Annotated in this window: 19 protein-coding genes; 10 read left to right on the forward strand and 9 right to left on the reverse strand. The window is 43.7% G+C overall.

Features of this window, described 5'->3' with window-relative positions:
- Positions 1 to 94 precede the first annotated feature (94 nt).
- Entirely contained in the window at positions 95 to 958 is an 864-nt protein-coding gene (gene rsmA / locus L0J61_RS01730; RefSeq protein ID WP_301464598.1) for a 16S rRNA (adenine(1518)-N(6)/adenine(1519)-N(6))-dimethyltransferase RsmA, read from the reverse strand.
- Positions 959 to 1,088: 130 nt separating this feature from the next.
- On the reverse strand, positions 1,089 to 2,180 hold the full coding sequence (pdxA, locus tag L0J61_RS01735; RefSeq protein WP_301464599.1) for a 4-hydroxythreonine-4-phosphate dehydrogenase PdxA: 1,092 nt from the start codon (positions 2,178 to 2,180) through the stop codon (positions 1,089 to 1,091).
- Between the two features lie 327 nt (positions 2,181 to 2,507).
- On the opposite strand from pdxA, the gene dnaB reads away from it, so the two are divergent.
- The 3 genes from dnaB (at position 2,508) to argF (ending at position 6,499) form a co-directional block, all read left to right on the forward strand.
- Positions 2,508 to 3,911 (forward strand): replicative DNA helicase, encoded by a 1,404-nt coding sequence (gene dnaB / locus L0J61_RS01740; protein WP_301464600.1) that lies wholly within the window; start codon positions 2,508 to 2,510, stop codon positions 3,909 to 3,911.
- A 352-nt stretch (positions 3,912 to 4,263) separates the two neighbouring features.
- A complete protein-coding gene (gene alr / locus L0J61_RS01745; RefSeq protein WP_301464601.1) occupies positions 4,264 to 5,373 on the forward strand; it encodes an alanine racemase in 1,110 nt (369 codons plus the stop codon).
- 208 nt (positions 5,374 to 5,581) lie between these two features.
- Positions 5,582 to 6,499, forward strand: a complete 918-nt coding sequence (gene argF, locus L0J61_RS01750) for an ornithine carbamoyltransferase (protein ID WP_301464602.1) — start codon at positions 5,582 to 5,584, stop codon at positions 6,497 to 6,499.
- A 209-nt stretch (positions 6,500 to 6,708) separates the two neighbouring features.
- Here the strand turns inward: argF and rpiA are convergent, their stop codons facing one another.
- The 5 genes from rpiA to L0J61_RS01775 form a co-directional block, all read right to left on the reverse strand.
- On the reverse strand, positions 6,709 to 7,368 hold the full coding sequence (gene rpiA / locus L0J61_RS01755; RefSeq protein WP_301464603.1) for a ribose-5-phosphate isomerase RpiA: 660 nt from the start codon (positions 7,366 to 7,368) through the stop codon (positions 6,709 to 6,711).
- Between the two features lie 116 nt (positions 7,369 to 7,484).
- Positions 7,485 to 8,795, reverse strand: coding sequence for an arsenic transporter (locus L0J61_RS01760; RefSeq protein WP_301464604.1), 1,311 nt, complete (start codon positions 8,793 to 8,795; stop codon positions 7,485 to 7,487).
- A 50-nt stretch (positions 8,796 to 8,845) separates the two neighbouring features.
- Positions 8,846 to 9,547, reverse strand: coding sequence for an arsenical resistance protein ArsH (gene arsH / locus L0J61_RS01765; RefSeq protein ID WP_301464615.1), 702 nt, complete (start codon positions 9,545 to 9,547; stop codon positions 8,846 to 8,848).
- A gap of 61 nt (positions 9,548 to 9,608) precedes the next feature.
- Positions 9,609 to 10,013 carry an arsenate reductase (glutaredoxin) gene (arsC, locus tag L0J61_RS01770; RefSeq protein WP_301464605.1) on the reverse strand — a complete coding sequence of 135 codons (405 nt, stop codon included), beginning with the start codon at positions 10,011 to 10,013 and terminating at the stop codon, positions 9,609 to 9,611.
- Between the two features lie 169 nt (positions 10,014 to 10,182).
- The gene (locus tag L0J61_RS01775; RefSeq protein WP_301464606.1) at positions 10,183 to 10,545 is read right to left on the reverse strand and encodes a helix-turn-helix transcriptional regulator; all 363 of its coding nucleotides are present in this window, start codon (positions 10,543 to 10,545) and stop codon (positions 10,183 to 10,185) included.
- 203 nt (positions 10,546 to 10,748) lie between these two features.
- Between L0J61_RS01775 and ilvA the strand changes: the two genes are divergently transcribed.
- The 6 genes from ilvA to ccoS all read left to right on the forward strand — a co-directional run bounded on the left by ilvA (position 10,749) and on the right by ccoS (position 16,188).
- The gene (ilvA, locus tag L0J61_RS01780; protein ID WP_301464607.1) at positions 10,749 to 12,302 is read left to right on the forward strand and encodes a threonine ammonia-lyase, biosynthetic; all 1,554 of its coding nucleotides are present in this window, start codon (positions 10,749 to 10,751) and stop codon (positions 12,300 to 12,302) included.
- A 321-nt stretch (positions 12,303 to 12,623) separates the two neighbouring features.
- A complete protein-coding gene (locus L0J61_RS01785) occupies positions 12,624 to 13,064 on the forward strand; it encodes an RNA-binding S4 domain-containing protein (protein ID WP_301464608.1) in 441 nt (146 codons plus the stop codon).
- 224 nt (positions 13,065 to 13,288) lie between these two features.
- Positions 13,289 to 13,786: a low molecular weight protein-tyrosine-phosphatase gene (locus L0J61_RS01790; protein ID WP_301464609.1), complete on the forward strand. Its 498-nt coding sequence runs from the start codon at positions 13,289 to 13,291 to the stop codon at positions 13,784 to 13,786.
- Between the two features lie 200 nt (positions 13,787 to 13,986).
- On the forward strand, positions 13,987 to 15,024 hold the full coding sequence (gene murB / locus L0J61_RS01795) for a UDP-N-acetylmuramate dehydrogenase (protein WP_301464616.1): 1,038 nt from the start codon (positions 13,987 to 13,989) through the stop codon (positions 15,022 to 15,024).
- Complete coding sequence (locus tag L0J61_RS01800; protein WP_301464610.1) at positions 15,014 to 15,796, forward strand: YdcF family protein; 783 nt, start codon at positions 15,014 to 15,016, stop codon at positions 15,794 to 15,796. Before murB ends, L0J61_RS01800 begins: the two co-directional genes overlap by 11 nt.
- A gap of 152 nt (positions 15,797 to 15,948) precedes the next feature.
- The gene (ccoS, locus tag L0J61_RS01805) at positions 15,949 to 16,188 is read left to right on the forward strand and encodes a cbb3-type cytochrome oxidase assembly protein CcoS (RefSeq protein ID WP_301464611.1); all 240 of its coding nucleotides are present in this window, start codon (positions 15,949 to 15,951) and stop codon (positions 16,186 to 16,188) included.
- 236 nt (positions 16,189 to 16,424) lie between these two features.
- On the opposite strand, the gene L0J61_RS01810 is transcribed toward ccoS, so the two are convergent.
- Positions 16,425 to 17,579 (reverse strand): DEAD/DEAH box helicase, encoded by a 1,155-nt coding sequence (locus L0J61_RS01810; RefSeq protein WP_301464612.1) that lies wholly within the window; start codon positions 17,577 to 17,579, stop codon positions 16,425 to 16,427.
- 302 nt (positions 17,580 to 17,881) lie between these two features.
- Positions 17,882 to 18,097, reverse strand: coding sequence for a cold-shock protein (locus tag L0J61_RS01815; protein WP_301464613.1), 216 nt, complete (start codon positions 18,095 to 18,097; stop codon positions 17,882 to 17,884).
- Positions 18,098 to 18,469: 372 nt separating this feature from the next.
- On the opposite strand from L0J61_RS01815, the gene aroQ reads away from it, so the two are divergent.
- Positions 18,470 to 19,009, forward strand: coding sequence for a type II 3-dehydroquinate dehydratase (aroQ, locus tag L0J61_RS01820; protein WP_301464614.1), 540 nt, complete (start codon positions 18,470 to 18,472; stop codon positions 19,007 to 19,009).
- The last annotated feature ends 84 nt before the right edge of the window (positions 19,010 to 19,093 follow it).

Consider the following 19,093-nt stretch of genomic DNA (forward strand, 5'->3'; position numbering starts at 1 on the left):
CGGAAACTCATAGATCCTCATACTTGAAATAAAGTATTCATTATAATCTATATAACAGATAATATTTCAATCTAACAAAAAAATAACAGGCCTACTAAATTGCCAAATGTCGTGAGTGATTACTCAGATTGACAAAATCTTTGACACTGAGCGTCTCAGGTCTTGCTCGTGGGTCAATGGCACAAGCATCAAAGTCTTCTTCGCTAAGTGTCGGCAACAACGTAGAATTTTTGAATATAGCTCTCAGCGTTTTACGACGATGATTGAACGTCTCGCGTACGACGATTGCAAACTGCTCTTCATCTTCTGCTACAACTGGCTTGTTGATGTGTGGAGTCAGGCGAAATACCGCACTGGTTACTTTCGGTGGCGGGTTAAAAGCGCCGCGCGGAACAGTAAGCAGATAATCGGTGTCACAGTGGTATTGCATAATGACAGATAAGCGCCCATAGGTCTTGCTACCGACTTCGGCAGTGATACGTTCGACCACTTCTTTTTGTAGCATGAAGTGCATGTCTTGTATGACATCAGCATAACCGAGCAGATGAAAGAGTATCGGTGTCGAGATGTTGTACGGCAGATTACCTACCACACGTAACTGACCACGCTCAGGGCTATACAGCTCACGATAGTCGACATGCATGGCGTTATTTTTGATGATGGTGAAGTTCGGATGACTGTTGGCACCGATTCGAATACGTAAGCTATCTGCCAAGTCACGATCAAGTTCCACCACTGTCATCGCATTCACCTCAGCCAATAGCGGCTCAGTCAACGCACCCATCCCTGGCCCAATTTCGATCAGGTTATCATCTTGACTTAAATGGATACTGTCAACGATTTGGCGGATAACGCTGCCATCGTGTAAAAAGTTTTGACCAAAGCGTTTACGGGGTTGGTGTTTCGCTGTGCGTAGACTGTTGGCAATGGTTTGAGCATCGAATGTGGTTTTGGACATAAAAAAGTCTTAATCGATAAAAAATAAATAGGCAACAAGTGCATAGCAACGGTTTGCTAGCATTATGATGATAAATTATAGCACAGCTCATAATTGGACTGTGTTTTTCGCGGGCTGAATAACAACTTTACTACGACTTATCTGCCATCTCATTTGCCATTACCAGCGCTTGGTATAAGCTAGTGGCACTAGCGCCACCGCGCCCTGCCAAGTCAAGCGCAGTGCCATGATCGACTGAGGTGCGAATGTAGGGCAACCCGAGAGTAAGATTGATGGTATCACCAAAACCATGAGACTTAAGTACCGGTAAACCCTGGTCGTGATACATGGCTATAACAGCATCACAGTTTGCCAAATGTCTTGGGGTAAACAATGTATCTGCAGGCATTGCTTCGGTTATATCGACGCCAGCGTCAATAAACTCTTGTAGCACAGGATTGATAATTTCAATTTCTTCGACACCCAAATGCCCACCTTCACCTGCATGGGGATTGAGACCACACACTAAGATTCGTGGTTGTGCTAGACCAAATTTTTCACGCATATCATTGACGACGATTTGTACCGTTTGGCGCACATTGGCTGCTGTGATGGCGGCAGGTATGTCTTTTAATGCCAGATGAGTGGTAACAAGTGCAACTTTCATCGCTTGGTTGGCAAGCATCATCACCACTTTTTCACAGTGACTTTGTTGCATAAAAAACTCAGTATGACCACTAAACATACTGCCATCAGGAAGTTTGATACCTGCATCTATCAACGCTGATTTTTGCAAAGGGCCGGTAACAATAGCAGCAACGCTTTTGTTTGCTGCCAATCTGTGTGCCACTTCTAACTGCTTGGCTACCATTGCTGAATTAGCGATATCGACTTGCCCGCAGACGACTGCGGCGGCACTCGCTATATTTAATAATAAAAAGTCACTTTCAAGGTCTGTACCTTGCGTTGACACCCGTTTGACAAAGTGGTCAGCACCAAAACCATCGGCTGTAAAATCATCATCAGCTATGTCAATAGTTTGCCAAACAGGTGTGTCAGTCAACACACCTGCTGCGACCAACTCACCTGCACGCCTCTGCATTGCTCTTGCATCAGCAGTGACTATCATCGGGCGAGAAAAATCCTGCAGTTTCCCTTCTGTTGCCAACAACAATACGATATCCATGCCTATACCAGCCGGCTCACCTGTTGTTATTAATAGTGGTGATTTTTCTTGTATCATAAATACAGCCTTACTTTAAATAAGATATTGATTTTACTATATCTATCATTATATTCATTATGATTTTTTGCCAGTATCATCTGCAGCCTATTGAGTACTATAATCTGATAATCGTAGATTTAGTTGATCGGCAAACCTAAAAAAAGCGCAAAATGTGTTAAACTTTTGCCTCCGATTGTAGCATTTGCTGAGAAGCTTAAGACTACATTTTTTTACTTCTATCATAGCAACACACCGAGTTTGTTTTGTTATTCCCTTATGAAAATAACTTAACCCGATATACCTATCTCTACTTTTTTATACCGATTTTCAACTCATTAGGCACTCATGGCAGACACTGACAAATCCGACGACTTACTCAACCAGACACCACCTCACAATATCGATATTGAAAAGGCGCTGCTGGCATCTTTGATGAGTATCGAAGAAGCTTATGACAAGATTGCAGACATCGTCACCAAAGACGATTTCTACGCAGGAAGGCATCAGTATATTTTTGATGGTATTGCACATTTAGCAGCAGTGAACGAGCCATACGACACAGTGATGGTTCACGACTGGCTAGAGGCACAAAAGCTACTCAAAAGTGCTGGTGGTGACAGCTATTTGGCAGATATTTTGAGCCAAAGTCCAGCGACGCTGTTCAACTTGACGGCTTATGCGCAGCGCGTCCGTGAGCTGTCTACTCTACGCCAGCTAATCACTACTGGTAATGACATGCTAACGCTGGCATACAACCCTAAAGACCAGACCGTCAGTGACATATTAGACAATGTTGAGAGCAAGATATTTAGTATCAACGAGCAGCATAATAAACGTGCAGAACAGCGCGGGCCTGTTGGTATCACCTCTGTTCTGACCAATGTCATCGACCAAATTCAAGAGTTAAAATCTAACCCAGATGGCATGATAGGTTTGCAAACACCATTTGTTGAGCTGAATAACAAAACACAAGGTTTGCAAGCGGGGGACTTAATCATCGTCGCAGCCCGTCCTTCTATGGGTAAAACCACTTTTGCCATGAACTTGGCGGAAGGCGTCTTGTTTAATGAAAACTTACCAGTGGTGGTGTTTTCGATGGAGATGCCTGCTGAGTCTATCGTCATGCGTTTGTTATCATCATGGGGTGCGATTAATCAAACACACTTGCGCTCAGGACAGATGAACGAAGATGAATGGGGCAAAATGATGAATGCCATTCAACACTTACAAGACAAGCACCTGTATATCGATGACAGTACTGCCTTGCCCCCTTCTGAGATGCGTTCACGCTGCCGTCGAATAGCCAAAAACCATGATGGCAAGCTTGGCGCTATCGTCGTCGATTATCTGCAATTGATGAAAGTACCGAGCCTTGATGGCAACCGTGTTGGTGAGATTTCTGAAATTTCACGCAGTTTGAAGGCATTGGCACGCGAACTTGAATGTCCTGTTATCGCCTTGTCACAGCTTAACCGCAGTTTGGAAAACCGTCCCAACAAGCGCCCCATCATGTCAGATTTGCGTGAATCTGGAGCAATTGAGCAGGATGCCGATTTGATTATGTTCATTTATCGCGACGAGGTTTATAATGAAAACTCAGACCTCAAAGGGGTGGCTGAAATCATCATTGGTAAGCAACGTAATGGACCCATTGGTACCGTTCGTTTAGGCTTTGAAGGTCAGTTCACACGCTTTATTAATCTAACGCCTGAGTACTATCAAAATGTCAGTTTTGAGAATGATGAATAGTTGCCTTATTAGTGACTGTCAATTGAATCGAAGAGACTTCTTAGGGCGTGTCCTCATTTTAAAAATGGTAATAAAAATGAGATAAATGGCAGTCAAACAAGGAAAATAGCGCAGATAGCATTATACAGTATCGAGATATTAGTCAGCTATTTGACGCCGTTTGGCAACATTTAGCCATTTTTAACCCATTTAGAGAAATATCGATTGAATTGAGAACACATCCTAGTCTCACATTTATAATAAAACAACCCATTATCCACGATAGCCAATGCTGTATTCTCTTTATGGATACAATGTTGGCTTCATTATTTCATACCCTTAAAAAATAACCTTGCTAATAAAGAAGCCTATTATGCGTACAATTACCATAAAACCAAAAGCGCTCACTCACAACCTCAATCAAGTAAAAAAAATGGCACCGACATCTAAAGTCCTCGCCATGGTCAAGTCTAATGCCTATGGGCACGGCATAGCGGCAGTACTGCCTGCACTACAGCAAGCCGACGGTATCGGCGTGGCTACGTTGACAGAAGCCTTAGAGGCTCGCCAATTAGGCTGGGATAAAACCATCGGTGTCGTTGAAGGCGTCTTTACTGTTGGCGAATGGCAGGCGGCGATTAAACAAGATATCAGCTGCGTGATTCATCACGCGCCGCAGTTGCAGTGGGCATTGGATGACATCCCTCCAGCGCAAAGTGCTACTCGTATTGTGTGGCTCAAGTACAATACTGGTATGAACCGTTTGGGCTTCGATGCCGACGGTGTCATCAAAGCAGCTGAACGTCTACACGCTGCAGGCTACCAACTCGTTTTGACCACCCACTTTGCTAATGCCGATGACAAAGAAAACTCCCTAAATGCCTTACAAATTCAGCGATTTTCTGAGTTATTAACGACCCTACAAACAACAATCGATGCCGATATCAAAGGCTCTTTATGCAACTCAGCCGGTATTGTCAATTTTTCTGATCATCATTATGACTGGGTGCGCCCTGGTATTATTTTATACGGCAGCGCTCCAGTTATTGACAAAAGCGCTGATGAGCTAAACTTGCAACCCGCCATGGAGTTTAGCGCTCAAGTGATTGCTCTGCAGACCGTCAGTGCCAATACCGCTATCGGCTATGGTAGTCTCTGGTCAGCACCGCAAGATACCAAAACCGCTTTGGTCAGTATCGGCTACGGAGATGGCTACCCACGCGTCATCAACAGCGATGCTTATGTGACTGTCATCAACGAGACAAATCAGCAAAGCTACCGCTGTACCGTGCTGGGCCGCGTAGCAATGGACATGATCGTCATTGATGTCAGTGACATGCCAGAAGACACAGCCTTAAACAGCAAAGTCATACTCTGGGGTGATGTGCCGCATGTCGATGAAATTGCTGTCTGCGCTGACACCATCAGCTATGAGCTTTTGTGCCGTTTGAGCATACGTCCAAACCGTGTACAAACACAGTAAGCACTGATTATCAGCGATCATCACCATACCCAATAGAACCATGAACTTATCGCTTGTTTTAGTGACTCGGTAATCAGACTAAATTTGGCGTTTACATTGAAAGTAATTACGCTATACTAAAAGTTTGTTGTCATCCCAGCATAAGCACCAAGCATGCTGTTATTGACTGATAACGTTTCACTGACTGCGATCCACTGCTAGGACTATTATGAGTTTGCGCCATTTTTTGACTTTATCTGATTTATCTAAACAAGAGCTAGAAACTCTTATCAAACGCGCAAGCGAATTACGTAAGATGCAACATGCCGGCGAAGTGTACCAGCCTTTTGTTGGTCGTACTTTAGGGATGATTTTTGAGAAATCCTCAACTCGTACTCGTATCTCGTTTGAAACTGGAATGGGTCAGTTTGGCGGTAGTGCTATCTTTTTGTCACCCAACGATACACAGCTTGGACGCGGTGAACCTGTAGAAGATTCTGCACGTGTCATCTCTAGCATGGTCGATATCATCATGATTCGCACCTTTGGTCATGACAAAGTCGAAACTTTTGCTGAATACTCTAGCGTACCCATCATCAATGCCTTAACCGATGACTATCATCCTTGCCAATTGTTGGCCGACATGCAAACTTATTATGAGCATCGTGGCAGCATCGAAAACAAAACGGTCACTTGGGTCGGTGATGGCAATAATATGTGCTCATCTTTTATGCAGGCAGCCAATCAATTTGGCTTTGAGCTACGCGTGGCAGCCCCTTATGGTTTTGAGCCCGACCCAAAACTGATGGAGCGTTTCTCACACTGCGTAAGCCTCGTTGAAGACGTACAAGATGCCGCTAAAGACGCGCACCTAATCGTCACCGACGTGTGGGCAAGTATGGGACAAGAGTCCGAACAAAACACCCGTGCTCGTCGTTTTGCGCCTTATCAAGTAACACCGTCATTGCTAGACAAAGCAGATCCTGAGGTGGTATTTATGCACTGCCTGCCAGCGCATCGCGGTGAAGAAATATCCCATGATATGCTTGACGACCCACGTTCAGTAGTATGGGATGAAGCGGAGAATCGATTGCATGCCCAAAAAGCATTGATGGAGTTTTTGCTCAAAGACAAAATCAAAATTTGATTTTCCCAACCCTTGAAAGCGTGATTTTATAGCATTTATCAATGAAAACTGCTTGATAAAAACCGCTCGATGAAAAGTTGCTCGATAAAAAAGGCAGACCACTATTATTGTGATCTGCCTTTTTATTTGTACTAACTACACTTTTCTCATCAAAAGCCGAATTCTGATACCACTGAACGTACTTTTGACTTTGCTTGACGTTGTCGCCTCTAACGATTAATCGTTGTCACACCATCACTACCCGCCTTTAGCAAGACATCAGCTTGATTGGCAGCAAAGATACCATTACAGACAACACCCACGATATTGTTTAGCGCTTGCTCAAGCGCGATCGGCTGACTGACATCTAAATCATAAGTGTCTAAGATGACATTGCCATAATCAGTGACGAAACCTTCACGGTATACAGGCTCGCCACCCAGTTCAGCCAGCTGCCGTGCGACATAAGAACGTGCTTGCGGTAATACTTCGATTGGCACTGGAAACTCACGTCCAAGCACCTCAACACTTTTGCTCTCATCAACCATGCATATAAATTGGTTGGAAGCTGCAGCAACGATTTTTTCACGGGTCAGCGCACCGCCACCACCTTTTATCAGTTGTAGATGCTTATTTACTTCATCAGCACCATCAATATAAATATCTAACGTACCGGCAAAGTTTAAATCAACAATGTCAATACCAAGCGCACAAAGCTTGTCTTCAGTGACCTGTGAGCTAGCAACCGCACCAGCAAGCTTCACGGTTGGCAATAACTCAATCAAACAATTGACGGTACTGCCGGTGCCTACGCCAAGTATCATGCCATCTTCGACATACTCTAGAGCAGCTTTGGCTGCGGCTTGCTTTTGTGCTTGCTGATCACTCATCATAAATCCTTGGTAAAATAAACGTATCATTATAAAAGAAGTAAAATGCACCGCTATTATACCGATGACTTTAATTTATGTCTTTAATTTATGTCCCCACCGACGATCAGCAGATACTATAGCTGTGATAAATAAGGCAACCACCACACTAGCGCCAGCAAAGTCGCTAGCAGCACAGGCGGCGTAATAATCAGACCTATTTTCATATACTGTCCCCAGCTGATTTTGTAATCTTTTTCGGCCAACACATGCAGCCATAACAAAGTCGCCAGACTACCAATAGGTGTGAATTTCGGCCCTAAGTCGTTACCAATCACATTGGCATAAATCATCAGCTCACGAGTAGTGGCAGGTACTTGTGCACTATCAATAGCAAGCGCTCCTACCAACGTAGATGGCATATTATTCATAATAGAAGCCACAATAGCTGAGAGGAACCCCGTGCCTAGTGTCGCGATGACAACGCCTTGCTGACCCAACCAGTTTAGAACTTGAGCACCATAATCAGTCAATCCTGCATTGCCCAGACCATATACCACTAGATACATGCCCACTGAGAATAGTACGATTTGCCACGGTGCATTACGCACGACATCCGAGACAGAGACGACAGCATCACGACCACCTTGCCACCAACGTCCCGCAATTGCCATCAACAACAATGCAGCAGCGCCTGTAACGAGAGAGATTGGAATGCCTAGGGACTCAGTCGTAAAATAAGCAATGAGCAGCAGTGTCAACAGAGGAAAAGCAGCTTTGAAGACAAGCGGATCTTCGATAGCAGTCGCTGGCGCACTCAGATTATCAATAGGATACTGTTTTGGAATTTGCTTGGCGTATACCAGCAATAGCACGACCAGTGTCGCAAGGACAGATACAATATTCACCGGCACCATCACTGCTGCATAACGGCCAAAACCAATATCAAAATAATTGGCACTGACAATATTGACCAGATTAGAAGTAACCAATGGCAAGCTTGCAGTATCAGCAATAAAACCAGTTGCGATAATAAAAGCCAACGCAGACGGTGGCGAAAACTTCAACCGTAATAAGATAGCAATGACAATCGGCGTCAAGAGCAACGCTGCCCCATCATTGGCAAAAAAAGCGGAAATAAACGCCCCTAAAATCACAATCATGGGGAACAATAAACGCCCTTGGCCATTACCAAGTCTAGCGACGTGCAGAGCCGCCCAACCAAAAAAACCCGCCTTGTCCAAGATCAGCGAAATAATAATCAGACCGACAAAGGTAAAGGTCGCATCCCAGACGATGTCCCACACAATACCGACATCGGAAAAATGTACCACGCCGAAAGCCAAAGCAACCAAGGCACCGCCTATCGCGCTCCACCCAATGCCTAATCCTTTAGGCTGCCATATCACCAAAATCAACGTCACAATAAAGATAGCTAATGCAAGCATGGGGCAACCTCATTTGAACTGGTTTTATTAGACCAACAGTCTATGAACGTTTAAAGGGATTTTTGATTGACACGTTTTGATAACTCTTCCGCACTTTCCACTCGTTCAGAATAGCGATCAGTCAGGTATGCTGACCGTCCACGTGTGAGCCAAGTAAACTTGACTAATTCCTCACAGACATCAACGAGGCGCAAGTACAGCGGAGATTTATCCATACGGTCATCATCGTTAAATTCCAGAAAGGCTTTTGGAATAGAAGATTGGTTCGGAATGGTAATCATCCGCATCCAGCGACCAAGAATACGCAGTTGATTGACGGTATTAAAGCTTTGACTGCCACCACTGACTTGCATCACTGCTAAGGTTTTACCCTGTGTAGGGCGTACGCCACCTAACGATAGTGGAATCCAGTCAATCTGAGCTTTCATAATGCTAGTCATACTGCCATGTCGTTCTGGGCTCACCCACAACATACCTTCTGACCACTGTGCCAAATCTCGTAACTCTTGTACTTTGGGATGGTCGGCATCGACAGAATCAGGCAATGGCAGGCCAGTTGGATCAAATGTCCGCACTTCACAGCCATACCAACGCAGCAGACGACTCGCTTCCTCACTTGCCAGTCGAGAAAATGAGCGCTGACGCAATGATCCATATAGCACCAGTATTTTAGGCGGATGGCGAGGATCGTTTTCAGCAATTAAAGACTCAATGTCAATTGGTTGGATTTCACTGTCGACAATATTAGGCATGTCACCTAAACCACCCTCTTGATTTAGCTCATTTAAGCGGTCTGTACTGAGTTCTTGTTTGTTATTGGTCATGGTGAATCACTTCTCCATCTTCTTTAGTAAAACTGCTCACTGGATTGTCTAGTAAGTCAAACACTCGCTCAGACGGACGGCATAACGCTGCGCCTTTCCTCGTGAGCACGATCGGACGGTTGATTAAAATAGGATGAGCCATCATGGCATCGATGATTTGATCGTCAGATAGATCAGGATTGTCTAATCTTAACTCATGGCTGATCGGCTCTTTACTGCGTAATAGTTCTCTTGGAGTGATACTCATTTTTGCCAACAGCTCAATTAGGTAATCACGGGTTGGCGGGTTTTTTAGATACTCCACCACTTCTGGTTCCTCACCTGAGGCTTTCATGATGGCTAATGTATTGCGAGAAGTACCGCATTTTGGATTGTGGAAAATGAATGATGTCATGGCAATTTCACCTTTTTTTATAAGTATTCTGATTCGTAAAGATGTTCATTAGATGAAATATGGTCATTGGATTAGGTCATGTTTTCATTTTAAAAATGGTCATACTATCTAGAACGGCTCACCGACGACAATAAAATAGAAGACTGCATCAGGCACGGCCTCGTTGTGGTTATGAGGAACTGTCTGCTTCAGGTTTGACGCTTTCACATCCAACCAAACTGTCCATAAGTGCGGCACACAATTCTGGATGACCTCCGCAGCAGTCTTGCAATAAAAACTGAACGACTATCTCCATGTGTGACAGCGAAGCACGATAAATAATCTGTCGGCTTTGGCGCTGAGAAACCACCCAGCCAGCTCGTGACAACACCGATAAATGCGTTGACATGGTATTATGTGGCACAGACAATTGACGAGCAATTTCGCCCGCTGGCAAGCCTTCAGGCTCTTGACTGACAAGCAACCTAAAGGCTTTTAAACGAGTCTCTTGAGAAAGCGCAGCAAAGCTGGCAACAGCACTTGTTATTTCCATATGTCCAATAATACAGACATATGGAAATAATTCAATGTGTTTTCTCGAAATATTCTTAAGAATCGCCGCTACACTTTATTATTCTCTTCTAACCTATTAAATCACTGCAAAAACAACAATAGGGTCTTGCAAGATAATCAAAATCAGAATAGGCTAATCTATTCAATTTTTTTATTCATTTACACTCTGTATTAGAGGTCATTATGTTGTCAAACTGGGTACGAGCCATATTACAAGCCACCATCTATGACGTTGCTATTCAAACACCGCTTGAAACGGCGCCCAAGCTGACCCAACGTTTTACCAATGACATTCGCTTTAAACGCGAAGATTTGCAGCCAGTCAAATCTTTTAAGTTACGCGGTGCTTACAACCGTATTAGCCAATTAAGCGATGAGCAAAAATCGCATGGTGTTATTTGTGCGTCAGCAGGCAATCATGCACAAGGGGTTGCCTATTCTGCTCGTATGCTTAAGCTTAATAATGTCATCGTGATGCCAACCACCACACCTGATATCAAAGTAGATGCTGTACGAGCGCTTGGCGGCAATGTGGATTTGCACGGTGATAGTTTTGACGAAGCCAACCGTTATGCCATCAACCGCGCTGAAACCGAAGGCTTAACATTCATTCCACCTTATGATGATGAACTGGTCGTTGCCGGTCAAGGCACCATCGGCATGGAGTTAACTCAGCAGTGGCGCAACATGGATTATGTATTCGTCGCAGTTGGCGGTGGTGGTTTGATCTCTGGAGTCGCTGCGTTCTTAGGTGAAGTTGCCCCACATGTCAAAGTCATTGCGGTAGAAGCCGAACAATCTGCCTGTTTAAAAGCAGCACTTGCTGCAGGTGAGCGCGTCAAACTTGAACAAGTTGGATTGTTCGTTGACGGCGTGGCAGTTGCTCAAATTGGCGAGCTGCCTTTTGATGTCGTCCGTATGCAAAAAAGTGACAAATCAGGACCTATTGTCGAACCTGAAGTTGTTACCTGTACCAATGATGAAGTCTGTGCCGCTGTCAAAGACATCTTTGAAGAAAACCGTAGCATCGTTGAGCCTGCAGGTGCGCTGTCTGTCGCTGGCATGAAAAAGTATATTGAAGCCAATAAAATTCAAAATAAAAACTGTGTGGGCATCGTGTGTGGTGCCAACATGAATTTTGATCGTCTTCGCTATATCGCTGAGCGCACTGAAATCGGAGAGAAAAAAGAAGCCATCTTTGGCGTGACCATACCCGAACAAACCGGTGCTTTCTTAGACTTTTGTCGCAGCCTGCAAGGGCGTAATATTACCGAGTTTAACTATCGTGCCGACAGCAGAAAATCACCAGAATCCATGGAGCCTGCTTCTATATTCGTCGGTATCGCCTTAAGAGATGGTGAGTCTGAGCGTCAAACCATTAGTAACCAATTAGTAGCTGATGGCTATACAGCGCATGACTTGACCGATGATGATATCGCCAAATCCCATATCCGCTATTTAATCGGTGGTCACGCTCATGTCGAAAACGAGCAACTATTAAGTGTGGTCTTCCCAGAGCGTCCAGGTGCCCTGCTCACCTTCTTAGAAAAGCTCGGCAATGACTTCAATATCACGCTGTTTCATTACCGCAATCACGGTGCTGCAGAAGGTCGTGTTTTGGTTGGTCTGCAAGCTTCTGAAGGCAACTCACGTCAACTGCAAGACGCTTTGCTTGATATTGGCTATGACTGTACCATGATAAACGACAATGCTGGCTATCAGTTGTTTTTAAGATAACTGGCCTAGAATTAGACACTCATTTATCAGGGCGTATTCTCGTCAATAAGAATCTGCCCCTGATAATGAAGCTTAGAGCGTCTCCTTAATATAAACATCAGCCCTTAAATGAAGATACGCCCTAATTTCAATTATAAATAGGTATACGACAGTGCTTAATAAAATTATGATATTCATCGTGTTGTTGGTTTTAGCACTTGTCAGCTATTCTATTCTTTAGCCAATTGTCACAAAAATTTCACCCCTATTTGTGCCATGCCGTTCTTTTGCAAAACAAACCCCTATTCACTCGATTACTTTATTGATATCTAAGAGGTTTTGATGGGTAAACATAACAAAAACCACAACCAACCAAACCACAGCAAACCAGATACGGTACGCATGCGTCTCGATAAGTGGCTATGGGCAGCACGGTTTTATCGCACTCGCACCCTCGCAAAAGAAGCCATTGAAAGTGGACGAGTGCACTACGCAGGCAGCCGCGTAAAAACCAGTAAAGAAATCTCGGTTGGTGATGAGTTGAGTATTCGACAAGGGTCAGCCACTGCCATGACCGAAAAAACCGTCATCGTTGAAGGCTTAATTGCACAGCGTGGTAACGCAACAGCGGCTCAAGTGCTGTACTCAGAGACAGAAGAAAGCCAAAAACGACGTGCCTATCATACTGAGCAACGAAAACTTGCCAATCTTGCCCGACCGGATTACAAACCAAACAAAAAAGAACGCCGTGATTTACAGCGGTTTAAAAACAAACAGAACTAATGCTAATTTGTCTTCTTATATTCAGTTTTTAGAGTGCAAGTGCACGCCGTAATCCGCAATCTGAATCTACACCTATATCCAGCTTCTGCCCTTGCCATTTAGGGCATTAAGCGTTAGGCTAAGAACTATTTTATTGAACGGTCTAATCAATAACATGCTTATAAACCGCATCACACATGCTGGTTTTACGGGCATGTTTTTTTATTATAGAAGAAGGTCATAGTATGCTGAAGAAAGCTTGTACTCCATCATCTGTGTTATTGGTTTGTTTAGGAAATATTTGCCGGTCACCCACCGCCGAAGAGGTCTTTCGTCAGCAAGCAGCGATTGCTGGGTTGTCTATCAAAATAGATTCAGCAGGCACAGGCGATTGGCATATTGGTCATGCACCAGATGAACGTGCTCAGCGTCATGCAAAATCACATGGCTATAATATTAATAAGCTCAAAGCCCGCCAAGTGAGTGCTGATGACTTTCATAAGTTCGATTTAATCTTAGCAATGGATACACAAAACTTAGCCGACCTAAAAGCCATTAAAGACAACTTAGCAGACACAGATACTAGTCTAGCGCAGTTGGCTTTGTTCAGTGAAGAAGACCCTACTTACGGTGGCGATGACGTACCAGATCCTTATCAAGGAGACAGTAATGACTTTGAAGAAGTCATTGAACGTATCGAATCGAGTGCCAAGTCTTGGATTGAGAGTTGGAAAGCTAACTAACAATAAAACCTATATTTTCGCGACTTTTATATCATGCATCCTTTATAATAATCTCGCGTAAATCGTTATTTATTTGCCACATAGGCTATGTTATGAACTCATCGTCACGCCTCAACTCTGGTGTTCAATCTAATAGCACAACCGGATTACCGGCAGGTATATTACAACAATATGCCGTTGATTTATCTCATGCGACTACCATGGCATTAGCCTGTACCGCTGACAGTGTTGTGACCATCGAAAATGAAGTTCAGCTCGACGCTTTTATAGACAGTTACAACACAAATGGTGAGAAAAAACCAATCTTCGTCCTATCTGGCGGTAGTAACCTACTATTGCCAGAACAACTCAATACGATTGTCTTACAACCACAAATGCGTGGCATTGAAATCACTGCCGAGACAGGAAGTCATATTGAAATTGAGGTCATGGCTGGCGAAAACTGGCATGAGTTGGTTACCTACACGGTCAACCAAGGGTGGTATGGTCTAGAAAACTTAGCCTTGATTCCAGGTTTAACTGGCGCTGCACCTGTACAAAACATTGGTGCCTATGGCGTCCAGCTTGAAGACTATCTGCAGTACGTTCGAGCCTATCATCTACCCACTCAGACTTGGCACACCTTATCAGCAGCTGACTGTGAGTTCGGCTATCGTGATAGTATCTTTAAACGTACCCCCAATACATGGTTGATTACCCGTGTGGGGTTGCGTCTACATACCGATACAAACAAAATTTTAGCGAGCTATGGTGATGTGCAAACCGTAGCACAACGCTATGCAAAGCAGCACAACCGTCATCAAGCAACACCTGCCGATGTCATGCAAGCAATTATCGATATCCGTAGACAAAAACTGCCCGACCCAAAGCAGCTCGCAAATTCCGGTAGTTTTTTCCAAAATCCCATCATTTCTCAAGAACAATTTGCCAGCTTACAAATCACTTACCCCGCCATTGTCGGTTATCCAATGCCGGATGCAATGGTAAAGGTAGCGGCTGGTTGGCTGATCGAACAAGCAGGACTAAAAGGCAGCGGTATTGCACCTATACTAACGCACCAGTTGCAAGCACTGGTATTGACCAACCATATGCCCTACCAAGCAACCCAAAAAGACGTAGCCGCTGCGCAATACCATATTGCTAAGCTCGTCTATGATAAATTTGCCATACGTTTATCGCGTGAGCCCGTTTGGATAAACGCCGATGGCTCTATTGGATATGAAGAGCATGAGATATAAGCAATCATGGTCTACACGCTTATGGCGGCACTATCTGCGCTTCGCCGAGCGTACCATAAAGCTCATTCGCATTATTAATACCACCTTTTTATTAGGCACCACAGCCATTATTTTGGTAATTATTAGTTTATTCACTCCACTTTTTTCTCAAGCCATTGTTTATCTGTTTGGTTTGTTGCCGCTTCCTAACATCCCATCAGTGTCTATAGGCTCACCGCCTACCGCTTATGTCGTATTAGGTGGCGGGCTGACCAATGACCATAACAATCAAATCATTCTCAATAACTATAGCCTCAATCGTGCTCGTACTGCGGCAGGCGCATACCACGATTTTCCCTTACCGATTGTTTTGAGTGGTGCTGAAGCACCTTGGCTTAGTCAATGGCTTATTGATCATGGAATTGATGCATTAATCAGCGAAAATGCCAGCATGAACACCTGCGAGAATGCCCGCTTTACCGCCAAACGCATTTCATTGAATCACGTATATTTGGTTACTGACCAGTATCACATGGCACGTGCTCGTCGGCAATTTGCGCTAAATGGCATCAATAGCACGCCACTTAGCGCGCCTCTACCAGTTAAGCGTGACTGGGCCAAGCCTGCTCACAACTTAACGCATTCACGCCGTGCGGTTTACGAAGTTGCCGCTTATTTGCGCGATGTCATACGCCCGCAGTCGAACTGCCGCCAAGCTGATGAAGTCAGCTCTGAGCAACTATTGACGCCTAGAGGCGATGCGACCAACTCAACCAGATCAGACGATGAATAAAAGCTTGTATGGCTCTATCCATTGTTATGTTTGGCACAAGCCATTTGGTACTCTAGAATGATTTTTCACAAAGCTCAAGCTACTTTCACGCCGTCTAGATGACCATCAAACCAATTGAAGACATACCCTAAAAACCAATAAAGAGGTTTACCGTGCTCAGTATATTTTTATTAATTCCTCTCAGTCTTATGCTGTTTGTCGTTGCAATTTGGGCAATACGCTATGCCGTCAAGTCCAACCAATTTGAAGATTTAGACAACGCCTCGCAGCGTATCATTTTAGATGATCGTCAGGAACGTCGGCAAACCATACAGGCTCATGAACATAAATCACCAACTCCAGAAGACAATGATACTGAATCTAGTGCTGTGTCCGATACTGAAAAGAATTAAATTAAGCAGGATAAATTGAATAAGATAAGTTGAGTAAAACCTTTAGCCTACATTTGCTGTTTTGAGGATCGTTAGCTCAGTTAGGGAAATAACATAACCTGACGGTAATTTTAAAGTCATGTCAACGACACATGAAAAAACCCCACGAATTGTCTGCAACTGATGGAGTTTAATTCAACGTTAAAAAACTATTAGGTTAATAGTTAATACTCACTGCTAGCAAGCGGCTCACGCCTTTACTTTTGCCACTGTTCAAGCGTAAATTTGGTATCTAAATGCTTCTCTAGCGCGGGTACGTTAAAAGCATCGTCTTCGCTAACGAAGCTAATACTAATGCCTGTCTGACCAGCACGACCGGTACGACCAATACGATGTACATAATCATCGGGTTGATCAGGCAGGGTGTAGTTAACGACATGACTGACATCATCGACATGAATACCACGTCCAGCCACATCTGTTGCCACTAGCACAGAGGCATGATTGTCTTTAAAACGCTGTAAGTACTTTTCACGCTTTTGCTGAACGACATCTCCTGACAACATAACGACTTTATGCGACTGACGTAGCTTGTGATATAGCCGCTTGACTTGGTCTTTGCGGTTGGCAAACACAATCACTTTTTCCACCTCAGCATCACTGATAATACCTTGCAAAGCTTCGAGCTTTTGATCTTCAGTCAATAAATAGAAATGTTGATCGACCAGCTCACTGGTCTTATGCTCAGGCTCGATTTCAACGAACTGTGGCTCATACAGCCATCGGTAAGCCAGATTCATGACGTCTTGGTTAAAGGTCGCAGAGAATAATAAGCTTTGACGATCGGTATTGGCAGGCATACGACCAACCAATCGTTTGATATCTGGGATAAACCCCATATCCAACATGCGATCCGCTTCATCCAACACCAATACCTCTACACGATCCAGATAAACCATGCCCTTATTGGCAAGGTCAATCAAACGCCCTGGCGTCGCAACCATAATATCAACGTATTGGCGCTCAAGCTCATGTTGCTGAGTTTCATAATTGGTGCCACCCATGATACAAACACTATGCAACGAGGTGTATTTAGTTAAAGCAACGCAGTCATCAAATATTTGCTGCGCAAGCTCGCGTGTAGGTGCCATAATCACGGCGCGCGGCTCCCCCAAATAGCGTTCTTCGTCATTCTCAAAAGGACGCTTTAGCAAAGCTTCCATAATAGTCAGTAAAAATGTTGCGGTCTTACCCGTACCTGTTTGTGCCTGACCGATCGCGTCTTGGTTTGCCAGAGTATGCGGTAATATCTGTGCTTGAATAGGAGTTAGTTCCGTAAAACCCAAATCCTTTACGGCTTTTAGGGTGGTATCTAAAAGTGGTAAGTCAGTAAATGTCTTAAAATTACTCAAAAAAAATCCTTTTAAATAGATTGCTGGTTTAATATCGGTTATAAATGGGCTGATGTCATAATCAGCAATGACAACGCTGATGCGCTAAACACTATAGTCGATTCAATATAAAAGTAGTACAAGGCAACTGAGTGTAGATGTGTTGGGTTTACCTGTATACACAAAAAAGCCAAGCCCAATGTGTATTTATACCAAATACGCAGAGTGCGTATCAACATGGTAAACTAACACGGGCTTGACTTGGTAGTATATCAGTTGTTTGTACAGACATTATAGCGAAACCGCTCTAATGAAAGGATATATTACGCTTCTAGTTTCGTAACTTCTTCAGCTTGAAGGCCTTTCTCACCCTCTACCACACTGAACTCGACCTTTTCACCGTCTGCTAAAGAGCGATATCCATCGCCTTGAATCGCACGGAAATGAACAAAAATATCTTCTCCGCTATCACGTTGAATAAAACCAAAGCCTTTTGCGTCATTAAACCACTTAACAGTACCTTGCTCACGAGCTGACATAATATTACTTCCTAAAAAAAGTCCGCTTAGCCCCAACTTCCTTTGCGATGTAACGTATAAACGGGGCCTAAGATTACGAAATCAAAAATTAAAAATTAAAAGTCTTGCATCAGTCGCTATCACCCAGTAATCATTTTTATAATAGACAGTCATAACGAAAAAACTGGCACCATCTTTTACATTGATTCACTTTAACGATAGCAACAATCTCGCAATAATTATTGCTTAATGAATATCTTAGCATGGGTTTTTAGCAACATAAAGCCTTTTTAACATGCTTTTTGGGGTTAATGTGAGTTTTTTTAGACATTTTTTTATAATCACGACGCTAAACTGCTATCATTGACAGATTTGACAATTTTAGAGAGCTTTATGACAACCTCTACTCAGGCCGCATCAGAAGTCCACGACTCTAACCCTTGTTCCACACCAGCTTTATCACGTAAGTTATTACTGGTGAATGGGGTCAATTTAAATCTGCTAGGTAAGCGAGAGCCTGAAATATATGGCTATACAACACTTGCAGATATTGAGCGACAATTGACCGATCGCGCTGCAAAATACGGTATTGAATTGATATGCATACAATCAAATCACGAAGGCAAGCTGGTTGATGACATTCAACACCATGGATTACTAACAGAGATATCCGATCAGGTGGATGCCATTATCATTAATCCTGCTGCATTCACTCACACGTCAGTCGCTATCCGCGATGCAATATTGGCAACGCAGAAACCTTTTATTGAAGTACATTTATCCAATGTCCACTCTCGTGAACCTTTTCGCCATCACTCTTATTTTAGTGATATTGCCGTTGCCGTAATAGCTGGCTTGGGAGCAAGAGGTTACCAAACTGCCTTGGATTATTGGCTCGAGAACACTTACTCCGTTAACTTGAATGACGAATAATAAATCCTGCTGGCACAAAATCTAGTTGCTCTTATTTCACTCTACTTTTCACTATTTTTTGCACACGAATCACACAACAATCAC

Origin of the sequence: Psychrobacter sp. (assembly GCF_030457785.1) — a bacterium.
Classification (GTDB): domain Bacteria; phylum Pseudomonadota; class Gammaproteobacteria; order Pseudomonadales; family Moraxellaceae; genus Psychrobacter.